This window comes from Pseudomonas sp. JQ36 (assembly GCF_053851495.1).
On the sequence record NZ_CM132642.1, the window covers coordinates 3933084 to 3947177 of the forward strand.

Sequence of the window (14094 nt, forward strand, 5' to 3'; positions counted from 1 at the left end):
AGAGGGTCATAAAACCGCGCCAAGGGCAACGGGACGGGATGTTTCAGTGTGTGGTCAGGCCGGCCGCGTTCATGAACAGGCGCATCAGGCTGGCGGCAATGAACAGCGCGCCGACGCTACCGATCCAGATCAGGGCCAACCAGCCGAGCCGCTGCCACAGCGGCTTTTTTTCGGCTTCTTCAATTTCGCGCAGGGAATGTTTGCCGTTCATTGCATCGTTCCTCTTGGGCGGTGACGTCGCTGAGGACGCCACCGCGAACAGGTTTGCTCCCTCACGGTGAGCAGAGCCGCAGATCAGTGGTAACCGTCTTCATGGGTGACCTTGCCGCGGAACACGTAGTAGCTCCAGAAGGTGTAACCCAGGATGAACGGGATGATGAACAGCGTACCGACCAGCATGAAGCCCTGGCTCTGCGGCGGTGCGGCGGCGTCCCAGATCGAGATCGACGGCGGCACGATATTCGGCCACAGGCTGATGCCCAGACCGCTGTAGCCGAGGAAAATCAGCACCAGGGTCAGCAAAAACGGCATGTAGTTGGCGTTGCGCGCCACCGCGCGGATCAGCCCGTACAGTGTCACCAGCACCAGAATCGGCACCGGCATGAACCAGAACAGATTCGGCATGCTGAACCAGCGTGTCGCGATCTCGGGGTGAGACAGCGGCGTCCACAGACTGACGATGCCGATCACTGCCAGCAGCACGAACGCCAGCGGCCGCGCCAGGTTGTGCATCTGTTCCTGCAACTTGCCTTCGGTCTTCATGATCAGCCAGGTGCAGCCGAGCAAGGCATACGCCACCACCAGCGCGGCACCGCAGAACAGGGTGAACGGTGTCAGCCAGTCCAGTGAACCGCCGGCGTATTGCCGATTGACCACCGGCAAACCGTCGATGAAGGCCCCGAGCGCCACGCCCTGGAAGAACGTCGCCGCCACCGAGCCGCCGATGAACGCCTTGTCCCACAGGTGACGCTTGTCGTCCTTGGCCTTGAAGCGGAACTCGAACGCCACGCCGCGGAAAATCAGGCCGATCAGCATGAAGATCAACGGCAGGTACAGCGCCGACAGCACCACCGAATAAGCCAGCGGGAACGCGCCGAACAACGCCGCGCCGCCCAGTACCAGCCAGGTTTCATTGCCGTCCCATACCGGGGCAACGGTGTTCATCATCACATCACGGTCGGTCTTGCCGGGAATGAACGGGAAGAGAATCCCGATCCCCAGGTCGAAGCCGTCCATGACCACGTACATCATGATGCCGAAGATGATGATCACGGCCCAGATCAGCGGAAGATCAATACCCATGATTCAAATCTCCTTGGTCAGGCGAACGTCGTCGCCGTGATCGGCATCGGCCGAATCGTCGGCAGCGGACAACGGACGAGCCGGTGTGCGTTTCTTGCCTGGACCGCCGTCTGGCGTTTCTGTGCCCTCGCTGATCTTCGGCCCTTTACGCACCAGGCGCATCATGTAACCAAGGCCCGCACCGAACAGCGCGAAATACACCACGACGAACATGATCAGGGTGATGCTCATCTGCATGAAGCTGTGATTGGACGAAGCATCCGCCGTGCGCATCAGCCCGTAGACCACCCACGGCTGCCGACCGATTTCAGTGGTGAACCAGCCAGCGAGAATCGCGATCAGGCCGGACGGCCCCATCCACAACGCCAGATACAGGAACGGCCGCGAGGTGTAGAGCGAATCACGCTTGCGCAGCCACAGGCTCCACAGACCGGTGAAGATCATCAGGAAGCCGAGACCGACCATGATCCGGAACGACCAGAACACAATGGTCGAGTTCGGCCGGTCTTCAGGCGGAAACTCCTTGAGCGCCGGCACTTGCTTGTCCAGCGAGTGGGTCAGGATCAGGCTGCCGAGGTACGGGATTTCCACGGCGAACTTGGTTTTCTCTTCCTTCATGTCCGGCCAGCCGAACAGGATCAACGGCGTCGCTTCGTTGCCTTTGTTTTCCCAGTGACCTTCGATCGCAGCGATTTTCGCTGGCTGGTGCTCAAGCGTATTGAGGCCATGGAAGTCGCCAATGACCGCCTGGATCGGCGCCACGATCAGCGCCATCCACATCGCCATCGACAACATGGTGCGAATCGCCGGGTTGTCCCTGCCGCGCAGCAGGTGCCAGGCCGCCGACGAACCGACGAAGAAGGCCGTGGCGACGAACGCAGCGGTCGCCATGTGCATCAGGCGATACGGGAACGACGGGTTGAAGATGATCGCCAGCCAGTCGGTCGGGATCACTTGCCCGTTGACGATCTCGAAGCCTTGCGGCGTCTGCATCCAGCTGTTTGAAGCGAGAATCCAGAATGTCGAGATCAGCGTGCCGATCGCCACCATTACCGTGGAGAAGAAGTGCAGTTTGCGTCCGACCTTGTTCCAGCCGAACAGCATCACTCCGAGGAAACCGGCTTCGAGGAAGAATGCCGTGAGCACCTCGTAGGTCAGCAACGGCCCGGTGACGGAACCGGCGAAGTCCGAGAAACGGCTCCAGTTGGTGCCGAACTGGTAGGCCATGACCAGACCGGAGACCACACCCATGCCGAAGTTGACGGCAAAGATCTTCGACCAGAAGTGGTAAAGATCCCGGTAAGTGTCGTTATGGGTTTTCAACCACAACCCTTCAAGCACCGCCAGGTAACTCGCCAGACCAATGGTGATGGCCGGGAACAGGATGTGGAACGAGATGGTGAACGCGAACTGAATTCGGGCGAGATCGAGTGCCTCTAAACCGAACATAAGTCTTCCTCTGTCAGGTAATACCGGCATTGGGGCTTGTGGCCCCTGCCTACTGCCCCCACGGATATGGAGTGCGGCGAATTCTGATTCGTTCTTTTTTAACAGCCATCGCAACGCAGGGAGTCTGGCCAACGGGCCACCAGAGCATGGCCCGGGAGGGTCTTGATCTGGATCAAGCAACGTTAAAAGAGTAGTCCCATTTCCGACGAAGAACGGCGTGGTCGTTTGCCGCGTGACAAGTTGCCTCATTGCCTGGGCAATGCTCTGAAACAGATGTCCCAGAGCCAGGAAACCCTCCGTGGCGAGGGAGCTTGCTCCCGCTCGGCTGCGCAGCAGGCGTAAAAAGTTTTTCCAGCGCTTGCCTGAAAGCAGGATTGTGCTGGGTCGGGGCCGCTTCGCGACCCGGCGGGAGCAAGCTCCCTCGCCACAGAGAACGGGGTATCCGGATAATCGATGTCTGGCTAACTAAATTTTCTGTCATAGCAACTTCCTGTTACAGACTGGTGATAATCTCGCCGTTCCCCTTCGAGCCAGACCTGCCTTCAGATGCCCAGCCAAGAGCCCCTGCTGTTACGTCACCATCGTCCGTTTCTCGCGTTCTGGTTCGCCCGGATCTTCACCGCCAGCGGCTTTCAGATGCTCACGGTGGCGATCGGCTGGAATCTGTACCAGTTGACCGGCAACGTGCTCGACCTGGGCCTGGTCGGGCTGGTCGAGTTCGCGCCACGGGTGCTGTTCATGCTGCACACCGGGCATGTCGCCGACCGCTATGACCGGCGTCGGGTCGCCGCGATTTGTCAGTCGTTGCAGGCGTTGATCGCCCTGGCGCTGGCCATCGGCAGTGCGACCGACCACGTCACCCGGGAAATGATCTTTATCCTCGCCTTCCTGCTCGGCGCGGCGCGCTCCTTCGAAATGCCAACGACCCAGGCGCTGCTGCCGAGCATCGTGCCCAGCGCCCTGTTTCCACGGGCGGTCGCTGCAGCGCAATCGGCTCAACAGTCAGCCACCATTGTCGCCCCGGCCCTCGGTGGCTTGCTTTACGCGTTCGGCAGCGTCTGGGTCTATGGCCCGACGGTCCTGCTCTACGTCATCGCCTGCACCTTGATGCTCAACCTGCCCGCCCGACAAACGCCGCTGAACAAAGGCAAAGCCACGCTGGACTCGTTGCTGGCAGGCATCCGCTTCATTCGCAGCCGGCCGGACATTCTCGGAGCGATCTCGCTGGATCTGTTCGCGGTGTTGCTCGGTGGCGCCACCGCGTTGCTGCCGGTGTTCGCCAAGGACATCCTGCTCACCGGGCCGTGGGGCCTGGGCCTACTGCGTTCGGCACCGGCGGTCGGCGCACTGGGGATGTCGCTGCTCCTCGCGCGATTTGCCGTCGAGCGCAACGTCGGTCGGGTGATGTTCACCGCCGTCGGCGTATTCGGCGTGGCAACCATCGCCTTCGGCCTGTCGACCTCGTTCTGGTTCTCGCTGGCGGTGCTGGTGGTGCTCGGCGCGGCGGACATGATCAGCATGGTGATCCGCGCCTCCTTCGTGCAACTGGAAACCCCGGACGAAATGCGTGGCCGGGTCAGCGCGGTGAACGGCCTGTTCATCGGCGCCTCGAACCAGTTGGGCGAATTCGAATCCGGCCTCACCGCGCACTGGTTCGGCACCGTGCCGGCGGTGGTGATGGGCGGGGTCGGCACGCTGGTGGTCACCGGGACCTGGATCAAACTGTTCCCGACCCTGGCCAACCGCGACCGGATGCATGTGCCGGTGGAAGAGGCGAAGGTCTGAGGCACATCAGCGAAATCAACAGGCCAAGCACAAATTGATCGAAAAGGTGCGGTACATAGATACCGCACAGAGTGTAATGTATCGCCTTACACTCGCCGCCATGATCAAATCCTGCAGGCTTCCCATGCACAACCCGCCACACCCCGGTGAAACTCTGCTCATGGATGTCTTGCCAGAGTTAGGCATCAGCTTGAGTGAGTTGGCCAGACATCTGGGCTTCGCCCGCCCTCACCTTTCCCGCGTATTGCACGGCCATGCACCGATCAGCCCGGATCTGGCGGTACGGCTGGAGCGAGCAGGCATTGGCAAGGCGCGTGTGTGGCTAGGCGTTCAAACCGATTACGATCTGTGGCAAGCAGAGCATCGGGAGCAACCAGCCATTACGCCTATCGCTGCCCACGCCTGAAGCCATCAAATCAACATCTCCCCCGCCACTTTCGCCCGCAATGCCTTGCCACCAAGCTGCTCCACCAGCGTCAGGGCAAAGGCCAGTGCGGCGCCGGAGCCCTGAGCGGTGATGCAGTTGCCGTCGACCACCACCGGTTGATCAACAAACGTACAGCCTGACAGTTGATGACTGGCACTCGGCAGGCAGGTCATGCGGCGTTGGCGTAATACCCCGGAGGCTTGCAGGGCGATGGCCGGGGCTTCGGCGATGGCGGCGAACAGGCGACCGGCGCTGGCCTGGTCCTTGAGCAATTGTTGCAACGGCTGATGCGCCGCGAGGTGCTGGGCGCCGATGGCACCACCGGGCAGGACAATCAGATCGAAGGTCTGCGCCAGCACATCAATCAACATGCCGTCCGCCGTCAGGCGTGTGCCGCGGGCGCAGGTCAGCATGCGCCGGCCTTCGATGCTGGCCGCCACGACTTCGACGCCGGCGCGGCGCAGCACGTCGATCAGGGTCACGCTTTGCAGATCATCGATGCCCTCGGCGAGGGTAATCAGGGCTCTAAAGGTCATGGGCGCTATCCGCTGGGTGATCTTTCAAGCGTAGTCAGCTTTGCCTTGCCCTGTTCGATGACAGCCGTTACTTGATGTAAAGCTGGGTCGACATCGTGTTGCGTGGCGCGTTGATCGAGGTGTTACTGAAGGTGAAGGTGCCTTCCTGCTTGCCCGCCAGATCAAAGGAATACAGTGAGCCGACGGTGTTGCTGCCAGGCTTGCACTCGGTCAGGTTGCCGTTATCAAAGGCGCACACCGGCGCCCGGGTGCCGTTGACTTCAAAGCCGTCCAGCGTGGCGTGTGGCTGGTTCTGGCCATAGCCGACTTCCAGCACATACACCTTGATACTCGGGCCGCTGTGGTTGCATTGAGTCTGGGTCTGTCCGTCACCGATGTCTTCCAGCCCGCAGGCGGGCGACTGAACCTTGATCACTTTCACCTGCGTCAACGGTGGTGCGGAGGCTGCCAGCGCCGCCGTCGACCCGGCCATCAGCCCTGCCATTACCCAGAAAGCCTTCATCCAGCGCTTGCCCATGTGATCGCGTTTCCCCGAAAAATTCAGCGCGCAGTATGGCGCAGTTGGCCTTGTGGCAAAACTTCGACGACGTTCGGCACCAACAACCGCCATATTCCTCACGCTGCTGGTATGATGCGCGGCTTTTTCCGGCCCACCACAAATTCCCAGGCGCTTGCGACGGTCTGTGCTTTGCTGTTGAGGTCGATACATTCACGGCGCCGCGCGCGCCACGGGGAGCAGACATGCTGGAAAGGCTGTTTCAACTCAAGGCACACAACACCAACGTGCGTACCGAGATTCTGGCGGGCGTCACGACCTTCCTGGCCATGGCCTACATTCTGTTCGTCAACCCGAGCATTCTCGGCGAGACCGGCATGGACAAGGGCGCGGTGTTCGTCGCCACCTGTCTGGCAGCCGCCATCGGCTCGACCATCATGGGCCTGATCGCCAACTACCCGATCGCGCTTGCTCCGGGCATGGGCCTGAACGCTTTCTTCACTTACACCGTGGTCTTGCACATGGGCCACACCTGGCAAGTGGCGCTGGGCGCGGTGTTCATCTCGGCGGTGTGCTTCTTCCTGCTGTCGATCTTCCGCATCCGCGAATGGATCATCAACAGCATCCCGCTGCCGCTGCGCTCGGCGATTGCCGCCGGTATCGGCCTGTTCCTGGCGCTGATCGCCCTGCACAACGCGGGCATCGTGGTCAGCAACCCGGCGACCATGGTCGGCCTCGGTGACCTGAAAGCCCCGGCGCCGATTCTCGCCACCCTCGGCTTCGCCCTGATCGTCGCCCTCGAAGCGCTGAAAGTGCGCGGCGCAGTGCTGATCGGCATTCTGGCAGTGACCATCATTTCCATCGCCATGGGCTTCACCCCGTTCGGCGGCGTGACCTCGATGCCACCGTCGCTGGCCCCGACCTTCATGCAACTGGACATCAAGGGCGCGCTGGACATCGGTCTGGTCAGCGTGATCTTCGCCTTCCTGTTCGTCGACCTGTTCGACAACTCCGGCACCCTGATCGGCGTCGCCAAGCGCGCCGGCCTGATGGGCAAGGACGGCCACATGCCGAAAATGGGTCGGGCACTGATCGCCGACAGCACCGCGGCGATGGCCGGCTCGCTGCTGGGTACTTCGACCACCACCAGCTACATCGAATCTGCTGCTGGCGTGAGCGCTGGCGGCCGTACCGGTCTGACGGCGATCGTCGTGGCGATCCTGTTCCTGCTGGCGCTGTTCTTCTCGCCACTGGCGGCCAGCGTCCCGGCGTTCGCCACCGCTCCGGCGCTGCTGTTCGTCGCCGTGCTGATGACGTCGGGCCTGGCGGAAATAGACTGGGAAGACATCACCGTTGCCGCACCGGTCGTGGTCACCGCGCTGGCGATGCCGTTCACTTACTCGATCGCCAACGGCATCGCTTTCGGTTTCATCTCCTGGACCGTGATCAAGCTGCTGTCGGGCCGCGCCCGTGAGCTGAACCCGGCGCTGGTGATCCTGTCGATTCTGTTCGTGATCAAGTTGGGTTGGTTCAACGCATGACTTTCGATTCCCAGGCCTACGCCACTCAGCTCGAAGACAAGGTCACGCGTTTGCGTGACCTGCTGGCCCCGTTCGATGCACCAGAGCCGACCGTGTTCGACTCGCCCCTGCAGAACTTCCGCCTGCGCGCGGAATTTCGCCTGTGGCGCGAGGCCGGTGAGCGGCACTACGCGATGTTCTCCCAGGACGACAAACGCACGCCGATCCTCATCGAAGAATTCCCGATTGCCAGCCTGCGCATCAACCAGTTGATGCCGCAGCTCAAGGCGGCATGGCAGGCCAGCGCGGCGTTGAGCCACAAGCTGTTTCAGGTGGAGTTTCTGACCACCCTGGCCGGCGACGCAATGATCACCCTGTGCTACCACCGTCCGCTGGATGAGCACTGGCATGCGGCAGCGACCAAGCTGTCCGCGGATCTGGGGGTCAGCATCATTGGTCGCTCCAAGGGCAAACGCGAAGTGCTCGGCCAAGACTATGTGGTTGAAAAACTCGACGTCGGCGGCCGCACGTTCAGCTATCGCCAACCGGAAGGTGCATTCACCCAGCCCAACGGCACTGTTAACCAGAAGATGTTGAACTGGGCTTACGAAGCATTGGGCGATCGCTCTGACGATCTGCTGGAGCTGTACTGCGGCAACGGCAACTTCACCCTGCCGCTCGCCACCCGCGTGCGCAAAGTGCTGGCCACCGAAATCAGCAAGACCTCGGTCAACGCGGCACTGAGCAACCTCAGCGAAAACGCTGTGGATAACGTCACGCTGGTGCGCCTGTCCGCCGAAGAGCTGACCGAAGCGCTGAACGAAGTGCGCCCGTTCCGTCGCCTGCAAGGCATCGACCTGAAGAGCTACGAGTTCGGCAGCGTGTTCGTCGACCCGCCGCGCGCCGGCATGGACCCGGACACCTGCGAGCTGACCCGGCGCTTCGACAACATCCTGTATATCTCCTGCAACCCGGAAACCCTCGCGGCCAACATCGCCCAACTGCACGACACGCACCGCATCACCCGCTGCGCGATGTTCGACCAGTTCCCGTGGACGCATCACATGGAGTCCGGGGTGTTGCTGACCCGGCGTTGATGGCGAATGCCGAATACAAAAAAGCCGTCGTTGATGACGGCTTTTTTGTTCCTGCTTACTGTGCGGTGTCGGTTTTACGTGGACGCCCGCCCTTCTTGCCATTCGCTCGTGCGGCTTCGGATTTTGCCGCACTGCTTTGACGACCGTTGCGCGACGCAACCACCGAGGCCGCCATCCTCATGAGAGACGGGCTCGCCGAAATCATTCCGGAGATGGAAACGTCAAGGTCTTTGCCCTTGTGGCAAAGCGCGGTGCCTGCAGAACCGACTGTCAGGTTCGCATAATCGTCTGAATCAAACCCGTCGAACTCCGAGTACTGGCTCACCGGTAGCAACACACCGCTGCCGTCTTCAAAACGAATGACCAGAGACGGGCTTTCAAAGGTCACAGAAACAGCCTGCAAGCTGCTAGCTTGGCGCGCTTCGCCACGTTTTATCGCGGCATCGAGCATTTCTTCCGTCAGTGGACGATGTACGGACGGCTTTGCCTTGATGACTTTCATAAATCGATTTCAACTCCTTCCAGTTTGCCGAGTAATGTCAGAAGGGTTTTGTCTGCTTCTGGCTCATAGCGCGCCGAACTGATCCTGTATGTCGTAGCAGTAACCGTTTTCACAACAGGTACTTCATTGGACTCGCAGTCCCACACCTGATTGTCGAGACAGACTGTTTGCAAACCTGACCACCAGATCCCTCGTGCGCGACGCAAATGAGCAGGTTGCCCCAGTGATCGACACAATCCTTCCAGCACCGCCAGCGGCGGTCGGCGAGAAAGCGGCACGACGTCCCACAGATCAATGTCGTTGTGCCAGAAGCTGAACTGGAATCGGGCATTCCAGGCGCCCGCGTCAACATGTGCGTGGGGTGGGCAATGCTCATCTCGCAACATGATGCTTATCGACAATCCCTTGTATTTACATACTTTCATGCTAACCCATCCGTTAGGTTCATAAGTTTCAGGATTCGATTTTCCTTTCAAATCCGACCGCCGGTGCTGCTCAGCACCCAATAGTTTTCACCCCCTTTGAGGCTAGCGTCGGCATGGGTGAGGAGGCGTTGAATATTCAAGAAAAAACGTAAGCAGAGCTGTCGATACAATTCGAATAAATCTGAAATGAAAATGGCTTGTGTGCGATCACCGAACACTAAGCGCCAAGTGCAACGCCGTTCAATTGACCATGGTAACCATCTGGTACATTTTACCTCCACAGGCTGAAACCCTCGGCCAAAGCCAAAAACAATAAGTGGAGTTTGCCCCCATGCCCCCTATCGTTCTGGTGCTCAACGGCCCGAACCTGAACCTGCTCGGCACCCGTGAACCGGCAACCTACGGTCACGAAACCCTGGCTGATATTTCTGCTCTGTGCGGCCGCGCCGCAGAAGAATTCGGCCTGGCCGTGGAGTTTCGCCAGACCAATCACGAAGGCGAATTGCTCGACTGGATTCACGCGGCACGCGGCCGGTGCGCCGGAATCGTGATCAACCCGGCGGCGTGGACGCACACCTCGGTGGCGATCCGCGACGCGCTGGTGGCCAGTGAATTGCCGGTGATCGAAGTGCACCTGTCCAACGTGCATGCGCGTGAGCCGTTCCGCCATCACTCGTTCGTCTCGGCCATCGCCACGGCGGTGATGTGCGGCTTCGGCAGTCATGGCTATCGTCTGGCCCTGGAACATTTCAGTCACCGACTGAAGGGGCGCGCAGCATGACCCGTAAACCGGTAATACTGGCTGGCCTGATCGGCGCCGGCATTCAGGCCTCGCGCACGCCGGCACTGCATGAACACGAAGGCGATGCCCAAGGCCTGCGTTACCTGTATCGGCTGATCGACCTCGATCAGTTGCATCTGGACAGCAACGCCCTGCCCGACTTGCTGCAGGCGGCCGAGCGGATGAACTACACCGGCCTGAACATCACTTTCCCGTGCAAGCAGGCGATCATCCCGCTGCTCGATGAGCTGTCGCCGGAAGCCCGAGGCATCGGCGCGGTCAACACCGTGGTGCTCAAGGACGGCAAACGCATCGGCCACAACACTGATTGCCTGGGTTTTGCCGAAGGTTTTCGCCGAGGCTTGCAGGATGTCGCCCGTGAGCGAGTAGTCCAAATGGGCGCCGGTGGTGCGGGAGCGGCAGTGGCCCACGCGCTGTTGAGCGAAGGCGTACAGCAACTGAGCATTTTCGATGTCGACCGCGAGCGTGCCGAGAGCCTGGCGAACAATCTCAACCAGCATTTCGGCTCAGGCCGCGCGGTCGCCGGGAGTGATCTGCCGGGCACGCTGAATCAGGCCGATGGTCTGGTGAACACCACGCCGATGGGCATGGCCAAACTGCCGGGGATGCCGGTGCCGGTGGAGCTGCTGCGCAAGGAATTGTGGGTCGCAGAGATCGTTTACTTCCCGCTGGAAACCGAACTGCTGCGCAACGCCCGCGCCCTCGGTTGCCGCACGCTGGACGGCGGCAACATGGCAGTGTTTCAAGCGGTGAAGGCGTTTGAATTGTTCAGCGACGTGGTGCCGGATGCGCAGCGGATGCTCACGCATTTTCAAAGCATGAATGGCTGAAGCTCAAAAGGAACCTGTGGGAGCGGGCTTGCTCGCGAAAGCGGTGTGTCAGGCGCCAGATGTATAGGCTGACACGCCGCCTTCGCGAGCAAGCCCGCTCCCACAATGGGTAGGTGTCACGGCTGCAAGTAGCGCAACACCGATTCGCAGATCATCTCGCGATGACGCTGCTTGATGCTTTCGTCCGGCAAATCGATCTGAAAAATCTCACCGAACGTATGGCGGTTCGAGACGCGGTAGAAACAGAACGAACTGATCAGCAAGTGCACATCCAGCGCGTCCAGCCCGGCGCGGAACACACCCTCCTCGGCACCGCGACGCAAAATCTCGCCCAGTGAATCGAGGATCGTATTGTTCATCGCCTTGATCGTGTCCGAACGCTTCACGAACTCGGCGTTGTGGATATTTTCGATACAGACGATGCGCACGAAATCGACGTTGCGATCGTGGTGATCAAAGGTGAACTCCACCAGTCGGCGGATCGCCACCACCGGCGGCAACTCGGCCAGGTGCAGGCGGTTTTCGGTGGTGCGGATGTCGCCGTAAAGCTTCTCCAGCACTTCGACGTACAGCTGCTCCTTACTGCCGAAGTAGTAATAGATCATGCGTTTGGAGGTATGGATACGCTCGGCGATCGCATCGACGCGAGCACCCGACAAACCCTGCTGGACGAACTCGACGATCGCCTCCTGCAGGATATTCTCGCGGGTCTTTTCCGGGTTGTTCTTGCGACTCTTGCGCGGCTCGATGCCAGATGCGACGGGGGCTGCGGGGAGTTCTGAAGTCATTGTCATTGCGGGCTCACGGCCATCACTGCACAGGTTGGCGATTATGGGCCGCGCTGCACAGTGAAGGAAGCCACGCGGCTCGTGTTTAATCCCGCGTTTACGAATTTCCTACAACTTGGCCTGACGCGCCGCACCGCTGCGTGATTTGGCCATCGCTGCCAGGCGTACCGCGACGTTCGCCGCACCATAACCGGCATAACCGTTTTTACGCTGGATGATCTCGAAGAAAAAGCGTCCCTCGAACGGCTCGGTGTACACGTGGAACAGCTCTCCGCCCTGTGCGTCACGGTCGTAGAGCACGTTGTAGTACGCCAGTTCGCTGAGGAATTCGTCGTCGAAATCGAAGCGCGCAGCGAGGTCGTCGTAATAGTTGAGCGGAATATCCAGCAGCGGCACGCCAGCTTCTTTGGCGCGGCTGACTTCGGCGAAGATGTCATCACAATCGAAGGCGATGTGATGCACACCGGAGCCGCGATAACTCGACAGTGCGTGAGAGATCGCAGTGTTGCGGTTCTCCGAGATATTCAGCGGCAAGCGGATCGAACTGTCGCGACTTCTCAGCGCCCGGCTCTTCACCAGACCGTACGGATCGGGCAGTACCACTTCATCGTCGGCCTCGAAATCCAGCAGACTCTTGTAGAACAGCACCCAACTGTCGAGGCTGTCGGCCGGCAGCGCCATGGCCATATGATCGATGCGCTTGAGGCCGCCACGGGCCTGAGCATTCGGCAGCAGATTGAAGTCGGTGCCATAGACGTCCGCCGCCTCATCCACCAGATAAATCAGGCTGCCATCCGGTGCACGCACCGCGGCCAGTTCCAGTTCGTTGGGGCCGACCAGTCCGCGATAGGGCTGGCCCTTATAGGCAACGGCACGGGCCAGGGCGCTGGCGCTGTCCTTGACCCGCACGGCGGTGGCGCACAGCGACGGGCCGTGGGCCTCGAAAAAACTGTGGCCGAACGAATACGGTTCGGCGTTGAGGATCAGGTTGATATCGCCCTGGCGCAACAGGCTCACGCTCTTGGAGCGGTGCTGCCCGGCCTTGACGAAGCCCAGGCGCTCCAGCCAGTTGCTCAGTTTGGCGCCGAGGCTTTCGTCGACGGCGAACTCAAGAAACTCGATGCCGTTGTACTCGCTGGCCGGCGGCGTTTCGAAGAGGATGTCGCGGTTGGCCACCGGCGTTGTTTGCTGTTCCAGGCGCTGACGGGTTTTCTCTTCCAGATACAGCAACGAACGCAGACCATCAGCGGCATTCGCCCGTGGCGGCGCGGCGCGGAAGCCATCGTTGAAAATTTCCAGCGACAACGGCCCGGTGTAACCGCTCTGGATGATTGGCGCGAGGAACCCCGGCAGATCGAATTCGCCCTGCCCCGGGAAACAGCGGAAATGCCGGCTCCACTCCAAGACGTCCATGGCGAGTATCGGCGCGTCGGCCATTTGCACAAAGAAGATCTTGTCGCCGGGAATGTCGGCAATCGCGCTTGGATCGCCTTTCAACGACAAGGTGTGAAAGCTGTCGAGCAGCACGCCGAGCGCCGGGTGATCGGCCTGGCGCACGATGTCCCAGACCTGTTGATAAGTATTGACGTGCCGGCCCCAGGCCAGCGCTTCATAACCGATGCGCAACCCGCGAGCGCCTGCATGTTCGGCCAACAGCCGCAGGTCATCGACCAGAATCTGCCGGTCGCCGACGCTGTCCGCCGAGGCGTTGCTGCAGACCAGCACCAGATCGGTGCCCAGTTCCTGCATCAGGTCGAATTTGCGCTCGGCCCGCTCCAGATTGCGCGCCAGCCGATCACGGCGGCAGCCTTCGAAATCGCGGAACGGCTGGAACAGGGTGATGGCGATCCCCAGGTCAGCGCACATCTGCCTGATTTCCCGCGGACTGCCGTCGTAATACAGAAGATCGTTTTCGAAGATCTCGACCCCGTCGAACCCGGCGGCGGCAATGGCTTCGAGCTTTTCCGGCAGGGTGCCGCTCAGGGAAACGGTGGCAATGGAACGCTGCATGTTTCTACTCCCGATGGGGATCGTCTTGTCACGCGTCCCTGTAGGAGCTGCCGAAGGCTGCGATCCTTTGATCTTCACAAACAAAGATCGCAGCCTTCGGCAGCTCCTACAGAGGTACGTTTTTT

At 60.6% G+C, this 14094-nt stretch carries 15 protein-coding genes; 6 read left to right on the top strand and 9 right to left on the bottom strand.

The window, feature by feature from the left end; all coding sequences use genetic code 11:
• Positions 1-43: 43 nt before the first annotated feature.
• The 3 genes from ACS4NR_RS17685 to ACS4NR_RS17695 form a co-directional block, all read right to left on the bottom strand.
• On the bottom strand, positions 44-211 hold the full coding sequence (locus ACS4NR_RS17685) for a DUF2474 domain-containing protein (protein WP_095139274.1): 168 nt from the start codon (positions 209-211) through the stop codon (positions 44-46).
• 83 nt (positions 212-294) lie between these two features.
• Complete coding sequence (gene cydB, locus ACS4NR_RS17690) at positions 295-1302, bottom strand: cytochrome d ubiquinol oxidase subunit II (RefSeq protein WP_047602597.1); 1008 nt, start codon at positions 1300-1302, stop codon at positions 295-297.
• Between the two features lie 3 nt (positions 1303-1305).
• Positions 1306-2751, bottom strand: a complete 1446-nt coding sequence (locus tag ACS4NR_RS17695; protein WP_115986793.1) for a cytochrome ubiquinol oxidase subunit I — start codon at positions 2749-2751, stop codon at positions 1306-1308.
• Positions 2752-3297: 546 nt separating this feature from the next.
• Between ACS4NR_RS17695 and ACS4NR_RS17700 the strand changes: the two genes are divergently transcribed.
• Together ACS4NR_RS17700 and ACS4NR_RS17705 are read left to right on the top strand one after the other, a co-directional pair.
• Complete coding sequence (locus ACS4NR_RS17700; RefSeq protein WP_456017972.1) at positions 3298-4536, top strand: MFS transporter; 1239 nt, start codon at positions 3298-3300, stop codon at positions 4534-4536.
• Between the two features lie 124 nt (positions 4537-4660).
• On the top strand, positions 4661-4942 hold the full coding sequence (locus ACS4NR_RS17705) for a HigA family addiction module antitoxin (protein WP_443534076.1): 282 nt from the start codon (positions 4661-4663) through the stop codon (positions 4940-4942).
• A 5-nt stretch (positions 4943-4947) separates the two neighbouring features.
• Here the strand turns inward: ACS4NR_RS17705 and ACS4NR_RS17710 are convergent, their stop codons facing one another.
• Both ACS4NR_RS17710 and ACS4NR_RS17715 read right to left on the bottom strand, forming a co-directional pair.
• A complete protein-coding gene (locus ACS4NR_RS17710) occupies positions 4948-5499 on the bottom strand; it encodes a DJ-1 family glyoxalase III (RefSeq protein ID WP_456017973.1) in 552 nt (183 codons plus the stop codon).
• Positions 5500-5566: 67 nt separating this feature from the next.
• The gene (locus tag ACS4NR_RS17715) at positions 5567-6016 is read right to left on the bottom strand and encodes a DUF4879 domain-containing protein (RefSeq protein WP_456017974.1); all 450 of its coding nucleotides are present in this window, start codon (positions 6014-6016) and stop codon (positions 5567-5569) included.
• 224 nt (positions 6017-6240) lie between these two features.
• Between ACS4NR_RS17715 and ACS4NR_RS17720 the strand changes: the two genes are divergently transcribed.
• Complete coding sequence (locus ACS4NR_RS17720) at positions 6241-7536, top strand: NCS2 family permease (protein WP_007963748.1); 1296 nt, start codon at positions 6241-6243, stop codon at positions 7534-7536.
• The gene (gene trmA, locus ACS4NR_RS17725; RefSeq protein ID WP_456017975.1) at positions 7533-8612 is read left to right on the top strand and encodes a tRNA (uridine(54)-C5)-methyltransferase TrmA; all 1080 of its coding nucleotides are present in this window, start codon (positions 7533-7535) and stop codon (positions 8610-8612) included. The genes ACS4NR_RS17720 and trmA overlap by 4 nt, the downstream gene beginning before the upstream one ends.
• A 55-nt stretch (positions 8613-8667) precedes the next feature.
• Here trmA and ACS4NR_RS17730 read toward each other — a convergent pair whose 3' ends face one another.
• A complete protein-coding gene (locus ACS4NR_RS17730) occupies positions 8668-9114 on the bottom strand; it encodes a DUF2442 domain-containing protein (protein WP_456017976.1) in 447 nt (148 codons plus the stop codon).
• Complete coding sequence (locus tag ACS4NR_RS17735; protein ID WP_456017977.1) at positions 9111-9539, bottom strand: DUF4160 domain-containing protein; 429 nt, start codon at positions 9537-9539, stop codon at positions 9111-9113. Before ACS4NR_RS17735 ends, ACS4NR_RS17730 begins: the two co-directional genes overlap by 4 nt.
• A gap of 331 nt (positions 9540-9870) precedes the next feature.
• On the opposite strand from ACS4NR_RS17735, the gene aroQ reads away from it, so the two are divergent.
• On the top strand, positions 9871-10320 hold the full coding sequence (gene aroQ / locus ACS4NR_RS17740; protein ID WP_456017978.1) for a type II 3-dehydroquinate dehydratase: 450 nt from the start codon (positions 9871-9873) through the stop codon (positions 10318-10320).
• Positions 10317-11171 (top strand): shikimate dehydrogenase, encoded by an 855-nt coding sequence (locus ACS4NR_RS17745; protein WP_456017979.1) that lies wholly within the window; start codon positions 10317-10319, stop codon positions 11169-11171. The genes aroQ and ACS4NR_RS17745 overlap by 4 nt, the downstream gene beginning before the upstream one ends.
• Positions 11172-11287: 116 nt before the next feature.
• On the opposite strand, the gene ACS4NR_RS17750 is transcribed toward ACS4NR_RS17745, so the two are convergent.
• A complete protein-coding gene (locus ACS4NR_RS17750) occupies positions 11288-11965 on the bottom strand; it encodes a TetR family transcriptional regulator (RefSeq protein ID WP_115986800.1) in 678 nt (225 codons plus the stop codon).
• 102 nt (positions 11966-12067) lie between these two features.
• Complete coding sequence (quiC, locus tag ACS4NR_RS17755) at positions 12068-13969, bottom strand: 3-dehydroshikimate dehydratase QuiC (protein ID WP_456017980.1); 1902 nt, start codon at positions 13967-13969, stop codon at positions 12068-12070.
• Between the last annotated feature and the right edge of the window lie 125 nt (positions 13970-14094).